Source organism: Burkholderia sp. 10_S31 (genome assembly GCF_056930375.1).
Genome location: NZ_JBXOWK010000003.1, coordinates 995,072 through 1,007,831 on the forward strand (window position 1 = coordinate 995,072; position 12,760 = coordinate 1,007,831).

At 69.6% G+C, this 12,760-nt stretch carries 15 protein-coding genes; 10 read left to right on the forward strand and 5 right to left on the reverse strand.

The window, feature by feature from the left end; genetic code table 11:
- Positions 1 to 35: 35 nt before the first annotated feature.
- The 6 genes from mdcE (at position 36) to AC1Z3W_RS24715 (ending at position 4,687) form a co-directional block, all read left to right on the forward strand.
- On the forward strand, positions 36 to 743 hold the full coding sequence (mdcE, locus tag AC1Z3W_RS24690) for a biotin-independent malonate decarboxylase subunit gamma (protein WP_483508608.1): 708 nt from the start codon (positions 36 to 38) through the stop codon (positions 741 to 743).
- Positions 730 to 1,398, forward strand: a complete 669-nt coding sequence (gene mdcG, locus AC1Z3W_RS24695; protein ID WP_483508609.1) for a malonate decarboxylase holo-[acyl-carrier-protein] synthase — start codon at positions 730 to 732, stop codon at positions 1,396 to 1,398. The genes mdcE and mdcG overlap by 14 nt, the downstream gene beginning before the upstream one ends.
- Positions 1,395 to 2,261, forward strand: a complete 867-nt coding sequence (gene mdcB, locus AC1Z3W_RS24700) for a triphosphoribosyl-dephospho-CoA synthase MdcB (RefSeq protein ID WP_124833274.1) — start codon at positions 1,395 to 1,397, stop codon at positions 2,259 to 2,261. The genes mdcG and mdcB overlap by 4 nt, the downstream gene beginning before the upstream one ends.
- Positions 2,258 to 3,190: a malonate decarboxylase subunit epsilon gene (gene mdcH, locus AC1Z3W_RS24705; protein WP_124833273.1), complete on the forward strand. Its 933-nt coding sequence runs from the start codon at positions 2,258 to 2,260 to the stop codon at positions 3,188 to 3,190. The genes mdcB and mdcH overlap by 4 nt, the downstream gene beginning before the upstream one ends.
- A gap of 139 nt (positions 3,191 to 3,329) precedes the next feature.
- Positions 3,330 to 3,851 carry a phospholipase D-like domain-containing protein gene (locus AC1Z3W_RS24710; protein WP_057927884.1) on the forward strand — a complete coding sequence of 174 codons (522 nt, stop codon included), beginning with the start codon at positions 3,330 to 3,332 and terminating at the stop codon, positions 3,849 to 3,851.
- A 167-nt stretch (positions 3,852 to 4,018) separates the two neighbouring features.
- Positions 4,019 to 4,687 (forward strand): phosphoribosyltransferase, encoded by a 669-nt coding sequence (locus AC1Z3W_RS24715; RefSeq protein WP_483508610.1) that lies wholly within the window; start codon positions 4,019 to 4,021, stop codon positions 4,685 to 4,687.
- On the opposite strand, the gene phaZ is transcribed toward AC1Z3W_RS24715, so the two are convergent.
- Complete coding sequence (phaZ, locus tag AC1Z3W_RS24720) at positions 4,674 to 5,897, reverse strand: polyhydroxyalkanoate depolymerase (RefSeq protein WP_483508611.1); 1,224 nt, start codon at positions 5,895 to 5,897, stop codon at positions 4,674 to 4,676. The genes AC1Z3W_RS24715 and phaZ overlap by 14 nt on opposite strands.
- Positions 5,898 to 6,077: 180 nt before the next feature.
- Here phaZ and AC1Z3W_RS24725 point away from each other — a divergent pair, with 180 nt between their 5' ends.
- Positions 6,078 to 6,707, forward strand: a complete 630-nt coding sequence (locus AC1Z3W_RS24725) for a glutathione S-transferase family protein (protein WP_057927886.1) — start codon at positions 6,078 to 6,080, stop codon at positions 6,705 to 6,707.
- Positions 6,708 to 7,057: 350 nt separating this feature from the next.
- Entirely contained in the window at positions 7,058 to 7,255 is a 198-nt protein-coding gene (locus AC1Z3W_RS24730) for a hypothetical protein (RefSeq protein ID WP_057927925.1), read from the forward strand.
- 107 nt (positions 7,256 to 7,362) lie between these two features.
- On the opposite strand, the gene proP is transcribed toward AC1Z3W_RS24730, so the two are convergent.
- Positions 7,363 to 8,847: a glycine betaine/L-proline transporter ProP gene (gene proP, locus AC1Z3W_RS24735; RefSeq protein ID WP_483508612.1), complete on the reverse strand. Its 1,485-nt coding sequence runs from the start codon at positions 8,845 to 8,847 to the stop codon at positions 7,363 to 7,365.
- A gap of 540 nt (positions 8,848 to 9,387) precedes the next feature.
- Here proP and AC1Z3W_RS24740 point away from each other — a divergent pair.
- Positions 9,388 to 9,720, forward strand: coding sequence for a YnfA family protein (locus AC1Z3W_RS24740; RefSeq protein ID WP_057927926.1), 333 nt, complete (start codon positions 9,388 to 9,390; stop codon positions 9,718 to 9,720).
- Between the two features lie 37 nt (positions 9,721 to 9,757).
- Here the strand turns inward: AC1Z3W_RS24740 and dnaQ are convergent, their stop codons facing one another.
- The 3 genes from dnaQ to AC1Z3W_RS24755 are packed head-to-tail and all read right to left on the reverse strand — an operon-like array spanning position 9,758 to position 11,783.
- Positions 9,758 to 10,492 carry a DNA polymerase III subunit epsilon gene (gene dnaQ, locus AC1Z3W_RS24745; RefSeq protein WP_057927888.1) on the reverse strand — a complete coding sequence of 245 codons (735 nt, stop codon included), beginning with the start codon at positions 10,490 to 10,492 and terminating at the stop codon, positions 9,758 to 9,760.
- Positions 10,493 to 10,530: 38 nt separating this feature from the next.
- Positions 10,531 to 10,974 carry a ribonuclease HI gene (rnhA, locus tag AC1Z3W_RS24750; RefSeq protein ID WP_057927889.1) on the reverse strand — a complete coding sequence of 148 codons (444 nt, stop codon included), beginning with the start codon at positions 10,972 to 10,974 and terminating at the stop codon, positions 10,531 to 10,533.
- Positions 10,971 to 11,783 carry a class I SAM-dependent methyltransferase gene (locus AC1Z3W_RS24755; protein ID WP_057927890.1) on the reverse strand — a complete coding sequence of 271 codons (813 nt, stop codon included), beginning with the start codon at positions 11,781 to 11,783 and terminating at the stop codon, positions 10,971 to 10,973. The genes rnhA and AC1Z3W_RS24755 overlap by 4 nt, the downstream gene beginning before the upstream one ends.
- Before the next feature lie 18 nt (positions 11,784 to 11,801).
- Between AC1Z3W_RS24755 and gloB the strand changes: the two genes are divergently transcribed.
- Complete coding sequence (gene gloB / locus AC1Z3W_RS24760) at positions 11,802 to 12,623, forward strand: hydroxyacylglutathione hydrolase (RefSeq protein WP_057927891.1); 822 nt, start codon at positions 11,802 to 11,804, stop codon at positions 12,621 to 12,623.
- Positions 12,624 to 12,760: the final 137 nt, after the last annotated feature.

Here is a 12,760-nt window from a genome sequence, read left to right on the forward strand (position 1 = left end):
GCTACGCCCCTTGGGGCGGCCCGGCGGGAGGCAGCATGACGCTCGATGAAGTACTGACCTCACTGTTCCCCCAAGGCCATTCGATCGCGCGCACCGGTGGCCTGCTGACGGGCCACGCGGATCTCGCCGGCACGCGCGTCGACGTGATCGGCGTCGCCGACCGCTTGCCGTTCGGCATCGACGAAGCCGTGACGCTCGCGTCGCACGTGCTCGACACGATCGCGCGCAGCGGCGGCACGCCGATTCTCGTGCTCGTCGATAGCGACAGCCAGCGGATGAGCAAGCGCGACGAACTGCTCGGCCTGAACGAAGGGCTGTCGCATCTCGCGAAATGCCTGATGCACGCGGAGCTCGCCGGGCACCGGACGATCGGCGTGCTGTATGGCCATACGGCCGCCGGTGCGTTCATCGCGACCGCGCTCGCGACGCGCACGCTGCTCGCGGTGCCGGGCGCGGAGCCGGAGGTGATGGACCTGCCGTCGATGTCGCGCGTGACGAAGCTGCCGATCGACGTGCTGAAGGAGATGGCGCGCTCGACGCCGGTATTCGCGCCGGGGCTCGACAATCTCGTGAAGATGGGCGCCGTCGACGCCGTGCTCGATCCGGCTCGCGCGCTCGACGCGCAGGTTGGCGAATGGCTCGGCAAGCCGGCCGATCGCGGCGATGGTCGTGCGGCACGCGGCCGGCCGGTCGCGGCCGACGTCGCGCGGCGTGTCGAGGCACTCGCGCGTGCCGCACGCTGACACGCCGCTGCGCCGCCACACGCTCGTCACGCTGACGGCGGCCGGGTGGGGCGCGGCATGCGCGCGCGATCCCGCGCTGGCGGCCGATCCGCTCGTGCAAGCGTGGGCCGCGTACGGCTGGCCGCTGATCGTGCGCCGCGCATCGCCCGACGAGGCCGATGCGCGGCGCATCCCGCTCGGCCTGCCGCTGCCGCCTGCCGCGGGCAAGCGGCGCATCGCACTGAACGTCGGCGTCGACGCCGTGAAGTCGGTCGGCCCGCTGCCCGCATTGGCCGACGTGCTCGTTGTCGCGCCCGACGCATGGCATGCGACGTTGCGCGAACTGGATGCGCTCGGCGCGCGCTGCGGTGTGCCGGGCCGCGTGTTCGGCAGCCTCGCATGGCAGGCGCTGACGGGCGAGCGCTACCTGAGCGCGTCTTCCGATCTCGACGTCGTGTTTCCGCTGCCGGACGCCGCGTCGCTCGCTGTGCTGCTCGACGGCCTGGCGGCGCTCGACGCGCGGGCGCCGATGCGTATCGACGGCGAACTGCTGCGCGACGACGGTGCGGGCGTGAACTGGCGCGAACTGCATGCGCGGCTGCCTGAAGTCGCGGTCAAGACGGCGATCGCGGTCGAATTGATGTCTGCCGAGGCATTCGCCGGAGGCCTGCGATGAGTGCATCGGCCGCCCGCCGCGTGACGGCGCCGTCCGACGCCGAGCGCATCGCCGAACTCGCCGAGCGCAGCCTCGTGCTCGAAATCGACACGTATCCGAAACCGGGGCTCGTCAGTCACGTCGACACCGGCAGCCATGCGGACATGGATGCCGCGACGTTCGCGCGCAGCGCGGCGGTGCTGCGGCCGTACTTCGCGGAACTCGCCCACGCCGGCGCGCGCGACGCGGACATGGCCGTGCTGCGCAAGATCGGGCTGCGCGCGGAACACGCGATGCTTGCCGTGACCGGCGGCGTTAACACCCATCGCGGCGCGATCTTCGGGCTCGGGCTGCTGTGCGCGGCCGCCGGTCGCCGCACGGTGCCCGGCACGGCCGCACGCACGATGACGCTCGGCGCGTTCGTCGCGCAGCGCTGGGGCACCGAGATCCTCGGCGGCCCGCGGCTGCCCGACAGTCACGGCGAGCGTGCAAGCCGCCGTTACGGCGTCGGCGGCGCACGTCGCGAGGCGGCCGACGGATTCGCGACCGTGTACTGCGTCGGGTTGCCGGCGTTGCGCCGTGCGCGGCGCAGTGTTCCGGACGACCCGGAAGCCGCGCGTGTCGACGCATGCTTCGCGCTGATCGCCGCGCTCGACGATACGAATCTCCTGCATCGGGGCGGTCAGGCCGGCCTCGATTTCGCGCGGGCCACGGCACGCGCCTTCGTCGCCCGCGGCGGCATCCGCGCCCGCGACTGGCGATTGCGCGCGGCCGCCGCACACCGCGCCTTCGTCGCGCGCCGGTTGAGCCCGGGCGGCGCGGCCGACCTGCTGGCGATGAGCGTGTTCGTCGATGCACTCGAAGCGGACGAGGAGGAGCGATGACGCTGGCGATCCTGTGTTCGGGGCAAGGTGCGCAGCGCGCGGACATGTTCGAGCTGACCGGCGCGGTGCCGCAGGCCGACGCGCTGTTCGCGCACGCGGGCCGGCTCCTCGGCGACGATCCGCGCAACTGGGTGCGGCACGCCGAACCGGACGCGCTGCGCGAGAACCGCGCCGCGCAGATCCTCTGCACGGTGCAGGCGCTCGCGGCGGCCGCGTTGCTCGAGGCGGTGTGGCCGCGGCGGCGCTGTGTCGCCGGATACAGCGTCGGCGAAGTCGCATCGTGGAGCGTCGCCGGGATGATCGACCCGCACGATGCGCTGGATCTTGCCGATGCGCGCGCGCGCGCAATGGACGCCGCGAGCGGGGGCGATGAACGAATGGTGTTTGTACGCGGGCTGGCGCGTGCGCAGCTCGCGCAGCTGTGCGACGGCCGCGATGCAGCGATCGCGATCGCCAATCCCGGCGACGCGTTCGTGGTGGCGGGGCGGCAGGCCGACGTCGACGCAGTGGCCGACGCTGCCGCACGCGACGGTGCGCTGCGCGTTGCCCCCGTGTGCGTGCGGATCGCATCGCACACGCGCCGGCTCGCGGCGGCGGTGCCCGCGTTTCGCGCGTCGCTGGCCGCGGTGAACGTGCGCCGGTCGCTGCCCGGTACGCGACTGTTTTCGGGGATCGACGGCGCGTCGGTGCTCGATGTCGATGCGGGCCTCGACAAGCTCGCGCGGCAGATCGCGGAGCCGGTCGAATGGGCGGCCTGCCTGGCCGCGTGCGTCGAGGCAGGCGCGACCGCTTTCCTCGAACTCGGCCCGGGCCGCGCGCTGGCCGAAATGGCGGGCGGCGCGTATCCGGCGCTGCCGGCGCGCAGCGTCGCGGATTTCCGTTCCGTCGACGGCATCGCGAGCTGGCTCGCGCGCGTCGCGGCCGGCTGACCGTCGGCGCGCAAGCGGCCCGGCAACGCGGCGAAATCGATTCGGGAATCGGCCCGCCGGTTGATCGTTCGGCAGCGGGTGTTGCGCCGGCGCAGCACCGTTTCAGCAGGCGCTTGCCACGCGAATTGGCGTCGCTACAATGGCGCCCGCCATGAGACCAGCCGCCTTCCTCCTCGCCGCGTTCGGCTACGCGGCGAGTGCCCACGCCAGCCCGATTCCGTCCGACGCCGCCTCCGTCGGCAGGTACTTTTCGTATGACAATGCAGCCGCCGACGCGACCGTCGACCTGATCGGGCAAGCGCAGCGCCGCGTGCTGCTGGCCGGCTACGCGTATGTGCCGCCCGCGGTTGCTGCGGCGCTGTGTGCGGCGCGCTCGCGGGGGATCGAAGTGCGGGTCGTGCTGGTGCGTTCGTCGCGTGCGGGCAAGTACAGCGGCGCGGGCTATCTGAAATCGGCCGGCATCGATGTCGCGATCGACTCGCGGCACGGCGATCCGGCGCCACGCTTTGTGATCGTCGACGACAGCGTTGCGCTCGCGACGCTGTCCGACGGCGCGGCCGCGCGCGCGGAAACGGTGAACGTGTTCCAGCGCGCGCCGGAGCTTGCGCAGTCGTACGCGCAATCGTTCTGGCGGCTGTACCGGCAGGCCGGCGGGCTCTGATCGACGGCCCGCCCGGCCGAACGCCATTCATCCCCTTTCTCGTCGCAAACTGCACGCTGTCCACGCCGGTGTGACCCCGCTTGCATCAGTGCGACCGATGAACCATGCTCGTTGGACAGGCGCCGGCGCGAGTGTCGCGCATCCGACGCAACGGCAGGGAGCCAATCGTGACCGAATGTTTTGCCGATCGCGCCGACGCGGGGCGCCGGCTTGCGCACGCGCTGCGCGACTATGCGGGGCGTCGTGACGTCGTCGTGCTCGCGCTGCCGCGCGGCGGCGTGCCGGTGGCATTCCCGATCTCGCAGGCGCTGCGCGTGCCGCTCGACGTGCTGGTCGTGCGCAAGCTCGGCATGCCGTCCGATCCTGAATTCGCGATCGGCGCGATCGCGACCGGCGGGGCGATCCACCTGCAGCACGCGGCGATCCGCGCGATGGGCGTGACCGATGCGCAACTGGCCGACGTGATTGCACGCGAAACCGCCGAGCTGCAGCGCCGCGACGCGCTGTATCGCGGCGCCTGGCCGCCGCTGCCGGTCGACGGCCGCATCGCGATCGTCGTCGACGACGGCGTCGCGACCGGCGCGTCGATGCGCGTTGCCCTGCAGGCGCTGCGCGAGCGCCATCCTGCGCGCATCGTGGTTGCCGTACCGGTCGCGCCGGCCGGCGCGCGGCACACGTTCGACGGTCTGGCCGACGCGTTCGTCACGGCGTCGGAGCCGCTCCGGTTTTTCGGCATCAGCCAGTTCTACGCGCGTTTCGACCAGACCAGGGACGACGAGGTGCGCGCGCTGCTCGAGGCGGCGCGCGCGCAGGACGACGGCATTACGTCCGCTTGATCCGGCGCCGGCGCGCGCCGGGGCGACCGGCTTCGGCCAGTGCGAACACGCGCTGCAGCGCCGGATGGACGTCGCCGTGCCAGCGGTCGCCGGTGAACAGCCCATAGTGGTCGCAATCGTCGATATCGCTGCGATGACGCTCGCCGGCCGTGAGGCCGCGGCACATGTCGTGTGCCGCATGCGTCTGGCCGGCGCCGGTGACGGCGTCGCAACCGCCTTCGACCGTCAGCAGCGCGACGTCGCGCAGCGCGGCCGGCTCGACGCGCTGGCCGCCGACGTCCCACGTGCCGTTCGCGAGGCACATCCGCTGGAATACGACATCGACGGTATCCAGGAAGTATTCGGCCGGCATGTCGAGCAGCGCCGTGTATTCGCGCAGCGCGCGCCGCGCGTCCGTCAGCGCGGTCAGGTCGAAGCGGGACGCTGCGCGCGCGTAGTCCTCGATCAGCGTCAGGAAGCGCTGCGGATACAGCAGCGCGATCTCGCCTTGCTGAAGATAGGTCGGGAACACATGACGGCCATGGCCGGGGAAGCAGGGCGGCACGATGTCGATCAGGTGGCGGCGGCACCACGCGAGCGACCGGGACGCGGCGGTGGTGCCGAGCACGCTCGGGTTGACGCGCGCGTCGAGCGGCCCGCCGATCAGCGTGATGCTCGCGGGCGGCGCGAGGCCGCGCGCGGCGCGCAGCGCGAGGGCGCCGAGCGCGGGAACGGTAGCCTGGCACACGGCGACGACGTGCAGCGGCCGGTCGTCACGGGCAAGCGCGTCGACGAAGCCGTCGAGTGTCGCCACGTACTCGTCGAGCCCGAAGCGGCCCGCTGCGAGCGCAACGTCGCGCGCATTGACCCAGTCGGTCACGCACACGTCGCCGTCGGCGAGCAGCGTCTCGACGGTTTCCCGCATCATCACGGCCGCGTGCCCCGCGAGCGGCGCGCACAGCAGCACCGTGCGCCGCGCATCGTCGCGCGCGAAGCGCCGCAACTGGCAGAACGGCGTGCGCGCGACGATCCGCTCGTCGACGGCCGGCCGCCGGATCTCGAAGCGAGGCGGCCCGATGGCCGGCCCGAGCAGCGGCTCGAAAAGATCGTCATAACACGACGACGCGGCGTGCGGCAGCGTCGTGGCGGGCCACACGTCGAACGCGTGACGTGTCGCCGCGCGCCAGGAGCGCATCCATTCCCTCTGCTGCTCGACGACGGCATACCACATGGCAAACCTCGGGGCGGAAGGGGCGTGAATCTGCATTATGGTCACTCTGGCCGCGCAGCGGGTGTCGGATACGTGACCGGGTAACGCGCATCAAGCGCAGATCGGGCACGCATCGCTAGGCGGCAACGCACGGCGCTGCTACAGTCGTCGGTCCCATTCCCTCAAGCGGAGCAATTTGCGATGAAGCTGATCGGCATGCTGGATTCCCCGTTCGTGCGCCGTGTCGCCATTTCGGCGAAGCTGCTCGACCTGCCGTTCGAACACGAGTCGGTCTCGGTGTTCCGGCACTTCGACCGGTTCCGGACGCTCAACCCGGTCGTGAAGGCGCCGACACTGATTACCGACGATGGCACGACGCTGATCGAATCGTCGCTGATCGTCGACTACCTCGATCATCGCGTCGCGCCGGAGCGGCGCCTGCTGCCCGACGCCGCCGACGAGCGGCTGCGCGCGCTGGTGCCGGTCGGTTTCGCGCTGGCGGCGGCCGAGAAGACGGTGCAGGTCGTGTACGAGCAGGCGCTGCGGCCGGCCGACAAGCAGCACGCGCCGTGGCTCGAGCGCGTGCTGAGCCAGCTCGAGGCTGCGTATGGCGAACTCGAACCGCTCGTCGCGGCCGCGAACGGCTGGCTCGGCGGCGCACGCCTGCTGCAGTCCGACGTGACCGTCGCCGTCGCATGGCGCTTCACGCAGTTCATGGCCGCGGATTACCCGGCACTCACACGCATCGATCCGGCCCGTTATCCGGCGCTCGCCGCGCATTCGGCACGCGCGGAAGCGCTGCCGGCGTTTGTCGAGACACCGCTCGACTGAAGCCGGCGTCGAGCGCGGCGGCGCAGGAGAAAAGAGGGCGGGGCGGCGCGAGCAGCGCGTGGCCTCGCTGGAACCTGCGCCGGCATCCGGCACGGATCGACCCGGCCGTCATCGACCGTGCGGCCGCCCGTTTTCTCCACAGCCGTTCGGCTCGGCGTCGGCAAAACCACCGCAGGTTCGTCCGTTTTGCGCTCCCGGGCTGTCCGGCGCCACCGGCTCAGCCCCGTCGGATAAAGGGCCGGCCGATTGTTCACTGCCGCCAACAAGTGACTTCGCATTCGTGCTGTTTATCCGGATGAGGGTCATCCCTAGAATCCACTCCATCGAACATGCATTGCCTGATGGAGCAAATGATGAGAGCCCTGATCGAATCGAGCCTGTACCACCCGGCCGTCGTGTTGCCGCTTGCCGCGCTGACGCAGCTGATGGTCGAGCGCGATTTCAATCTCGGCCAGGTCGGCCTGATCGTCGCCGCTCGCGGTGCGCAGGCTGCCGTGTCGCGTTCGCGTGCGCTGATCTTCTGCCGCCACTGCGAAGCGCACGCGTGAACGCGCGTTTGACGAACATATGAAAAAGCCCGGCCGGCGCAAGCCGGTCGGGCGGATCGGATTCGATCGGGCCCCGGCTTTTGCCGGGGCTTTTTCATACGCGACGCTCAGGCGCGCGCGGTCGACACGACGCTGTAGATCTGCGATTCGTCGTCCTCGCGCAGCTGGCGCACCAGCTGGTGCGCCTCGCGGCGCGACGCGACGGCCGGCGGCGAGCCCTTGAGCGGCTGGCGCGCGGTTTCGGCGAGCGCGACGACCGACACGATGCCGATCACGGCGGCACCCATCATGTAGTACGCGGGCATCATCAGGTTGTGGGTCACATCGACGAGCCACGCGGTCATCAGCGGCGTCGTGCCGCCGAACAGCGATACCGACACGTTGAAGCCGATCGCGAGCGCGCCGTAGCGGATCTCGGTCGGGAACAGCGCCGGCAGCGCGGACGGCATCACGCCGGTGAAGCACGACAGCAGCACGCCGAGGATCAGCAGGCCGCTGAACACCGACGCGGTGCTGCCCGCATGGACCAGCATCATCGACGGGATTGACAGCACCAGCAGGCCGACGCAGCCGGCCAGCATCACGGGCTTGCGGCCGATCTTGTCCGACAGGCGGCCGGCGGCGAGCGTCATCGGCATCATCAGCACCATCACGATCAGCACCAGCACGAGGCTGTGCGATTCGTCGAAGTGCAGCGTCGACGACATGAAGCTCGGCAGGTACGACAGCACCATGTAGTCGGTCACGTTGAAGATCAGCACGAGGCCAACGCAGAGCAGCAGCGCGCGCCAGTTGCGCAGCAGCGTCTCGCGAAAGCGTGCCTTCGGCACGGCCTTGTCCTGCGCTTCGCGCTCTTCGGCCTGGCGCTTGAACGCCGGCGTTTCCTCGAGCTTCATCCGGATGTACAGACCGATCAGACCGAGCGGGCCCGCGATCAGGAACGGCACGCGCCAGCCCCACGACAGCAGCGCTTCCTGCGACAGCGACGCGGTGAGCAGCGCGACGACGCCGGCGCCCATCACATAGCCGATCAACGTGCCGAACTCGAGGAAGCTGCCCATGAAGCCGCGGCGCTTGTCGGTCGAGAACTCGGCGATGAAGGTGGCGGCGCCGCCGTATTCGCCACCGGTCGAGAAGCCCTGCACGAGGCGGGCGACGAGCAGCAGCACGGGCGCCATGATGCCGATCGATGCGTAGCTGGGGATCAGGCCGATCGCGAAGGTGCCGGCGGCCATCATGATCATCGTGGCGGCGAGCACGCGCTGGCGGCCGATGCGGTCGCCGAGCGGGCCGAACACCATGCCGCCGAGCGGGCGTACGAGGAAGGCGGCCGCGAACGTGCCGAAGGTCGCGAGCAGCTGCGCGGACGGGTTGCTCGACGGGAAGAACACCTTGCCGAGCGTGACGGCGATATAGCTGTAGACGCCGAAGTCGAACCATTCCATCGCATTGCCGATGGCCATTGCGCTGACGGCGCGCTTGAGCAGGCTCTGGTCGACGACGGTAATGTCGTCCGCGGCGAGCGGGGCCTCGCCGGAAGACGTGGAGGAAGAGGCAGCGGTCGGGCTGACGTGTGTTGCGGTCAAGGTCATGCACTCCTTTGACTGCGCCGGAACGGGCGGGCCGTCCGACACGGTTTGCCGGCGAGCGCGATGTCGTGTGCTGCGCGTCGGGGCAAGCCTTTAAGCACTTACTGCACACGGGGCGGTAAGAGGCTGCAAGGGACTGCTTCGACGCGGGCCCGAAGGGCCGTCGCGACGGTGCGCTCATGAAGAATGGGCCGCGTGATGCGAGCGGCAGATGCCGGTGCGGACGGGGTCCGGCGTTCCGGCAAGCGCCCCGAAAGGGGCAACGAAACGAGAAAAGCGGGCCTGTCGGGCGGGCTTTCCTGTGGATGCAATTTCGGTCGAAGCACCGGCCCGCAACGCGCGGACGGACTTCTTTCGAAATCGAATAGACAGAGATTGAATGTTGAAACAGGCGACATGATAGCACGATGGCAGACGATCGTGCAAATTGCCCGGAATCCCCCGTGTGGCGGCGGTTTCGGCGGAGCCGGCTCCGGTATGATCGGCGGCGCGCGACGGCATCGCGCGGCCCGCTGGGCGACGGGCGAATCCACGAGGAACCGGATGACCGAACTGATGAAGATCGCGGCGCTGTTCGCCGTCACCGCGCTGGCCGAAATCGTTGGCTGCTACCTGCCGTGGCTCGTGCTGAAGGGCGGGCGGCCTGCATGGCTGCTGGTGCCGGCCGCGCTGTCGCTCGCGCTGTTCGCGTGGCTGCTCACGCTGCACCCGAGCGCGGCGGGGCGCACGTACGCGGCGTACGGCGGCGTGTATATCGCGGTGGCGCTGATCTGGCTGCGGATCGTCGACGGGATCGCGCTCACCCGCTGGGATGTGATGGGCGCAGTACTCGCGCTAGGCGGGATGGCCGTCATCGCGCTGCAGCCGCGCGCGTGAGCGCGGGCTGCAGCGCGGCTGGCGTGTGCGGCCCGCGTCAGGCGGCTTCGGCGGTGTCGACGTCGGCGGACTTGCGCCACACGCAGGTGCCCTTGACCGACTTGTCGAGCTCGTCGAGCTGGGTCTGGTGGGCGGCGAGCTCGTCGTCGCTCGCCGCGAGAACCGGCAGGTCGAGCGACGCGAGCGATACGCGCTGGCCGTTCGCCGCGCCGCCGTCTGCACCTGCGTCGTCGAGCATGTCGATCACGAGGCTGTCCTGGCCGCGCGTCATCGCGAGATAGACCTCGGCGAGCAGCTCCGAGTCGAGCAATGCGCCGTGCAGCGTACGGTGCGCGTTGCTGATGCCGAACCGGTCGCACAACGCGTCGAGCGAGTTGCGCTTGCCCGGGAACATCTGCTTGGCTTGCACGAGCGTGTCGATCACGCCGCCGCAATGCTCGGTGAACGGCGGCAGGTCGAGCCGCGCGAACTCGGCGTCGAGGAACCCGAGGTCGAACGGCGCGTTGTGGATGATCAGCTCGGCGTCCTTCACGAAGTCGCGGATCTGGTCGACGACTTCCGCGAACTTCGGCTTGTCGCTCAGGAATTCGGTCGTGAGGCCGTGCACGGCCAGTGCGCCCGGATCGCTGTCGCGTTCGGGGTTCACGTAGATGTGCAGGTTGTTGCCGGTGAGCCGCCGGTTCAGCAGCTCGACGCAGCCGATTTCGATCAGGCGGTCGCCCGTGCGAGGGTTGAGGCCGGTGGTTTCGGTATCGAGAATGATCTGGCGCATGTCGGATAAATCGGGAAAGACAGTGGGGCGGCCTGCGTTCAGGCCACGAGCGATTCGACGCCGCGATTCGCGAGCGCGTCCGCGCGTTCGTTTTCGGGATGGCCCGCGTGACCCTTCACCCAGCGCCACTCGACCTCGTGCTGCGCGACGAGCGCGTCGAGCCGCTTCCACAGGTCGGCGTTCTTCACCGGGGTCTTCGCCGCGGTGACCCAGCCTTTCTTCTTCCAGCCGTGGATCCACTCGCTGATGCCTTTCTGCACGTACTGCGAATCGGTATGGACGATCACGCGGCACGGCCGTTTCAGCGCCTCGAGCGCGGCGATCACGCCCATCAGTTCCATGCGGTTGTTGGTCGTGTTGGGTTCGCCGCCGAACAGCTCCTTTTCGCGGTCGCCGTAGCGCAGCAGTGCGCCCCAGCCGCCGGGGCCGGGGTTGCCCTTGCAGGCGCCGTCGGTATAGATGTCGATGGTGTCGGTGGTCATGAGTGCTCTTGATGGGTGGTTGGGGTGGCCGCCGGCGTCAGGCCCGGCGCGAGCACGGGCTTCTTCATCTTGATCGGGCCGACGAGGCGCATGCCGCGCACGCGCTTGACGGCCGTGACCATGTAGACGGCGCCGAAGATCGGCCACCAGCGGTCGCCGGCGGCTTCCATGAAGCCGTAGCGGGCAAGCCATTTGTCGGTGACGAGCGGCGGCCGGTAGCAGCCGAAGCGGCCGCGCTCGAGATCGAAGCCGAGCAGCTTGATCCAGTCCTTGAGCCGGATGAACGCGATCTGGTCGCGCGTGGCCGGCACGAACGGGCGGTTCGCCATGCGCCCGAACGATTGCCGCATGCCCCACAGGCTCAGCGAATTGAAGCCGGTGATCACGAGCTGGCCTTCCGGCATCAGCACGCGTTCGGCCTCGCGCAGCAGGCGGTGAGGGTCGGACGTGAATTCCAGCGTATGCGGCATCACGATCAGGTCGACGCTCTGCGACTCGAACGGCAGGTCGAGCAGGTCGCACCAGGTCGTGCTGCGATCGGCCGGCGCATGTTCGGGCGCGCGCGCCTCGCGCGCCCACGGAAACTGGTAGGGCGCACTGGCGCCGCTCGCCGGATCGAGCACGAGGCCGCGATACGGCATGCGGTTCTCGCGCAGCGCATCGAGCTGCGGCAGGCCGAGCTGGAGCGCGTGAAACCCGAAGACGTCGGACACGATCCGGTCGAGCTGCGCCTGCTCCCAGTCCAGCACGTAGCGGCCGGGCGGCGAGTCGGTCCAGGCGGGCCAGTCTATAATTTGACGATCGGACATAACGATGATTGCGCGCCCATGAACGAGCTGGAATACGTGCCGGTGCCGGCATTCGAAGACAACTATATCTGGCTCGTCTCGGACGGCCGCGATGCGATCGCCGTCGATCCGGGTGAAGCCGCGCCGGTACGCCGTGTTCTTGCCGAACGCGGCTGGCGGTTGACCGCTATTTTACTCACGCACCATCACGCCGACCATGTCGGCGGTGTTGCCGCACTGCGCGATAGCCAACCGGACGATGTGCCGCTCGTCGTGTGCGGCCCGGCGGCCGAGGCGATCGGCGTGGTCACGCGGCCGCTCGCAGGCGGCGATCGCGTGACGCTCGATGCGCCGGCGCTCGCGTTCGACGTGCTCGACGTGCCCGGCCATACGCGCGGCCACATCGCGTATTTCCAGACGGCCGGTCAAGGCACGGGCGGGCAGGGCGCCGTCGCCCCGCACGTGTTCTGCGGCGACACGCTGTTCTCGTGCGGCTGCGGCCGCCTGTTCGAAGGCACGCCCGCGCAGATGCTCGCGTCGCTCGACGCGCTCGCGGCGCTGCCGGGCGACACGCGCGTGCATTGCGCACACGAATACACGCTGTCGAACATCCGCTTCGCGCTCGCGTGCGAGCCGGGCAATGCGGCGCTCGCCGCCTGGCGCGACGACGCGCAGGCGCTGCGCGCGCGCGGCGTGCCGACGCTGCCCACTACGATCGCGCACGAACGTGCCGTCAACCCGTTCATGCGATCGGACAGCGCGGCGATCCATGCGACGCTCGAGGCCGAGCTGCACGAAACGGTGTCGGATCGCCTGGCGGCGTTCACGCTGATGCGGGAGTGGAAAAATCGTTTCCGGTGACGCTTTCCGGAGGACTCCAAACCTCAGGTGGCGTCTGTAAAAATTGCTGCAAATGTAGGATTTCGCTGAGTTTTCGGTGTTTTTATTGACGTGAAGCACGCACTTCCGTAGTATCGCCTGCAATTTCCAGCCGTCGG

Coding starts and splice junctions, on each gene's coding strand:
- mdcE (WP_483508608.1), top strand. CDS start 36: ATGACGCTCGATGAAGTACTGACCTCACTGTTCCCCCAAGGCCATTCG.
- mdcB (WP_124833274.1), top strand. CDS start 1,395: ATGAGTGCATCGGCCGCCCGCCGCGTGACGGCGCCGTCCGACGCCGAG.
- mdcH (WP_124833273.1), top strand. CDS start 2,258: ATGACGCTGGCGATCCTGTGTTCGGGGCAAGGTGCGCAGCGCGCGGAC.
- AC1Z3W_RS24710 (WP_057927884.1), top strand. CDS start 3,330: ATGGCGCCCGCCATGAGACCAGCCGCCTTCCTCCTCGCCGCGTTCGGC.
- phaZ (WP_483508611.1), bottom strand. CDS start 5,897: ATGTGGTATGCCGTCGTCGAGCAGCAGAGGGAATGGATGCGCTCCTGG.
- AC1Z3W_RS24725 (WP_057927886.1), top strand. CDS start 6,078: ATGAAGCTGATCGGCATGCTGGATTCCCCGTTCGTGCGCCGTGTCGCC.
- AC1Z3W_RS24730 (WP_057927925.1), top strand. CDS start 7,058: ATGATGAGAGCCCTGATCGAATCGAGCCTGTACCACCCGGCCGTCGTG.
- proP (WP_483508612.1), bottom strand. CDS start 8,847: ATGACCTTGACCGCAACACACGTCAGCCCGACCGCTGCCTCTTCCTCC.
- AC1Z3W_RS24740 (WP_057927926.1), top strand. CDS start 9,388: ATGACCGAACTGATGAAGATCGCGGCGCTGTTCGCCGTCACCGCGCTG.
- dnaQ (WP_057927888.1), bottom strand. CDS start 10,492: ATGCGCCAGATCATTCTCGATACCGAAACCACCGGCCTCAACCCTCGC.
- rnhA (WP_057927889.1), bottom strand. CDS start 10,974: ATGACCACCGACACCATCGACATCTATACCGACGGCGCCTGCAAGGGC.
- AC1Z3W_RS24755 (WP_057927890.1), bottom strand. CDS start 11,783: ATGTCCGATCGTCAAATTATAGACTGGCCCGCCTGGACCGACTCGCCG.
- gloB (WP_057927891.1), top strand. CDS start 11,802: ATGAACGAGCTGGAATACGTGCCGGTGCCGGCATTCGAAGACAACTAT.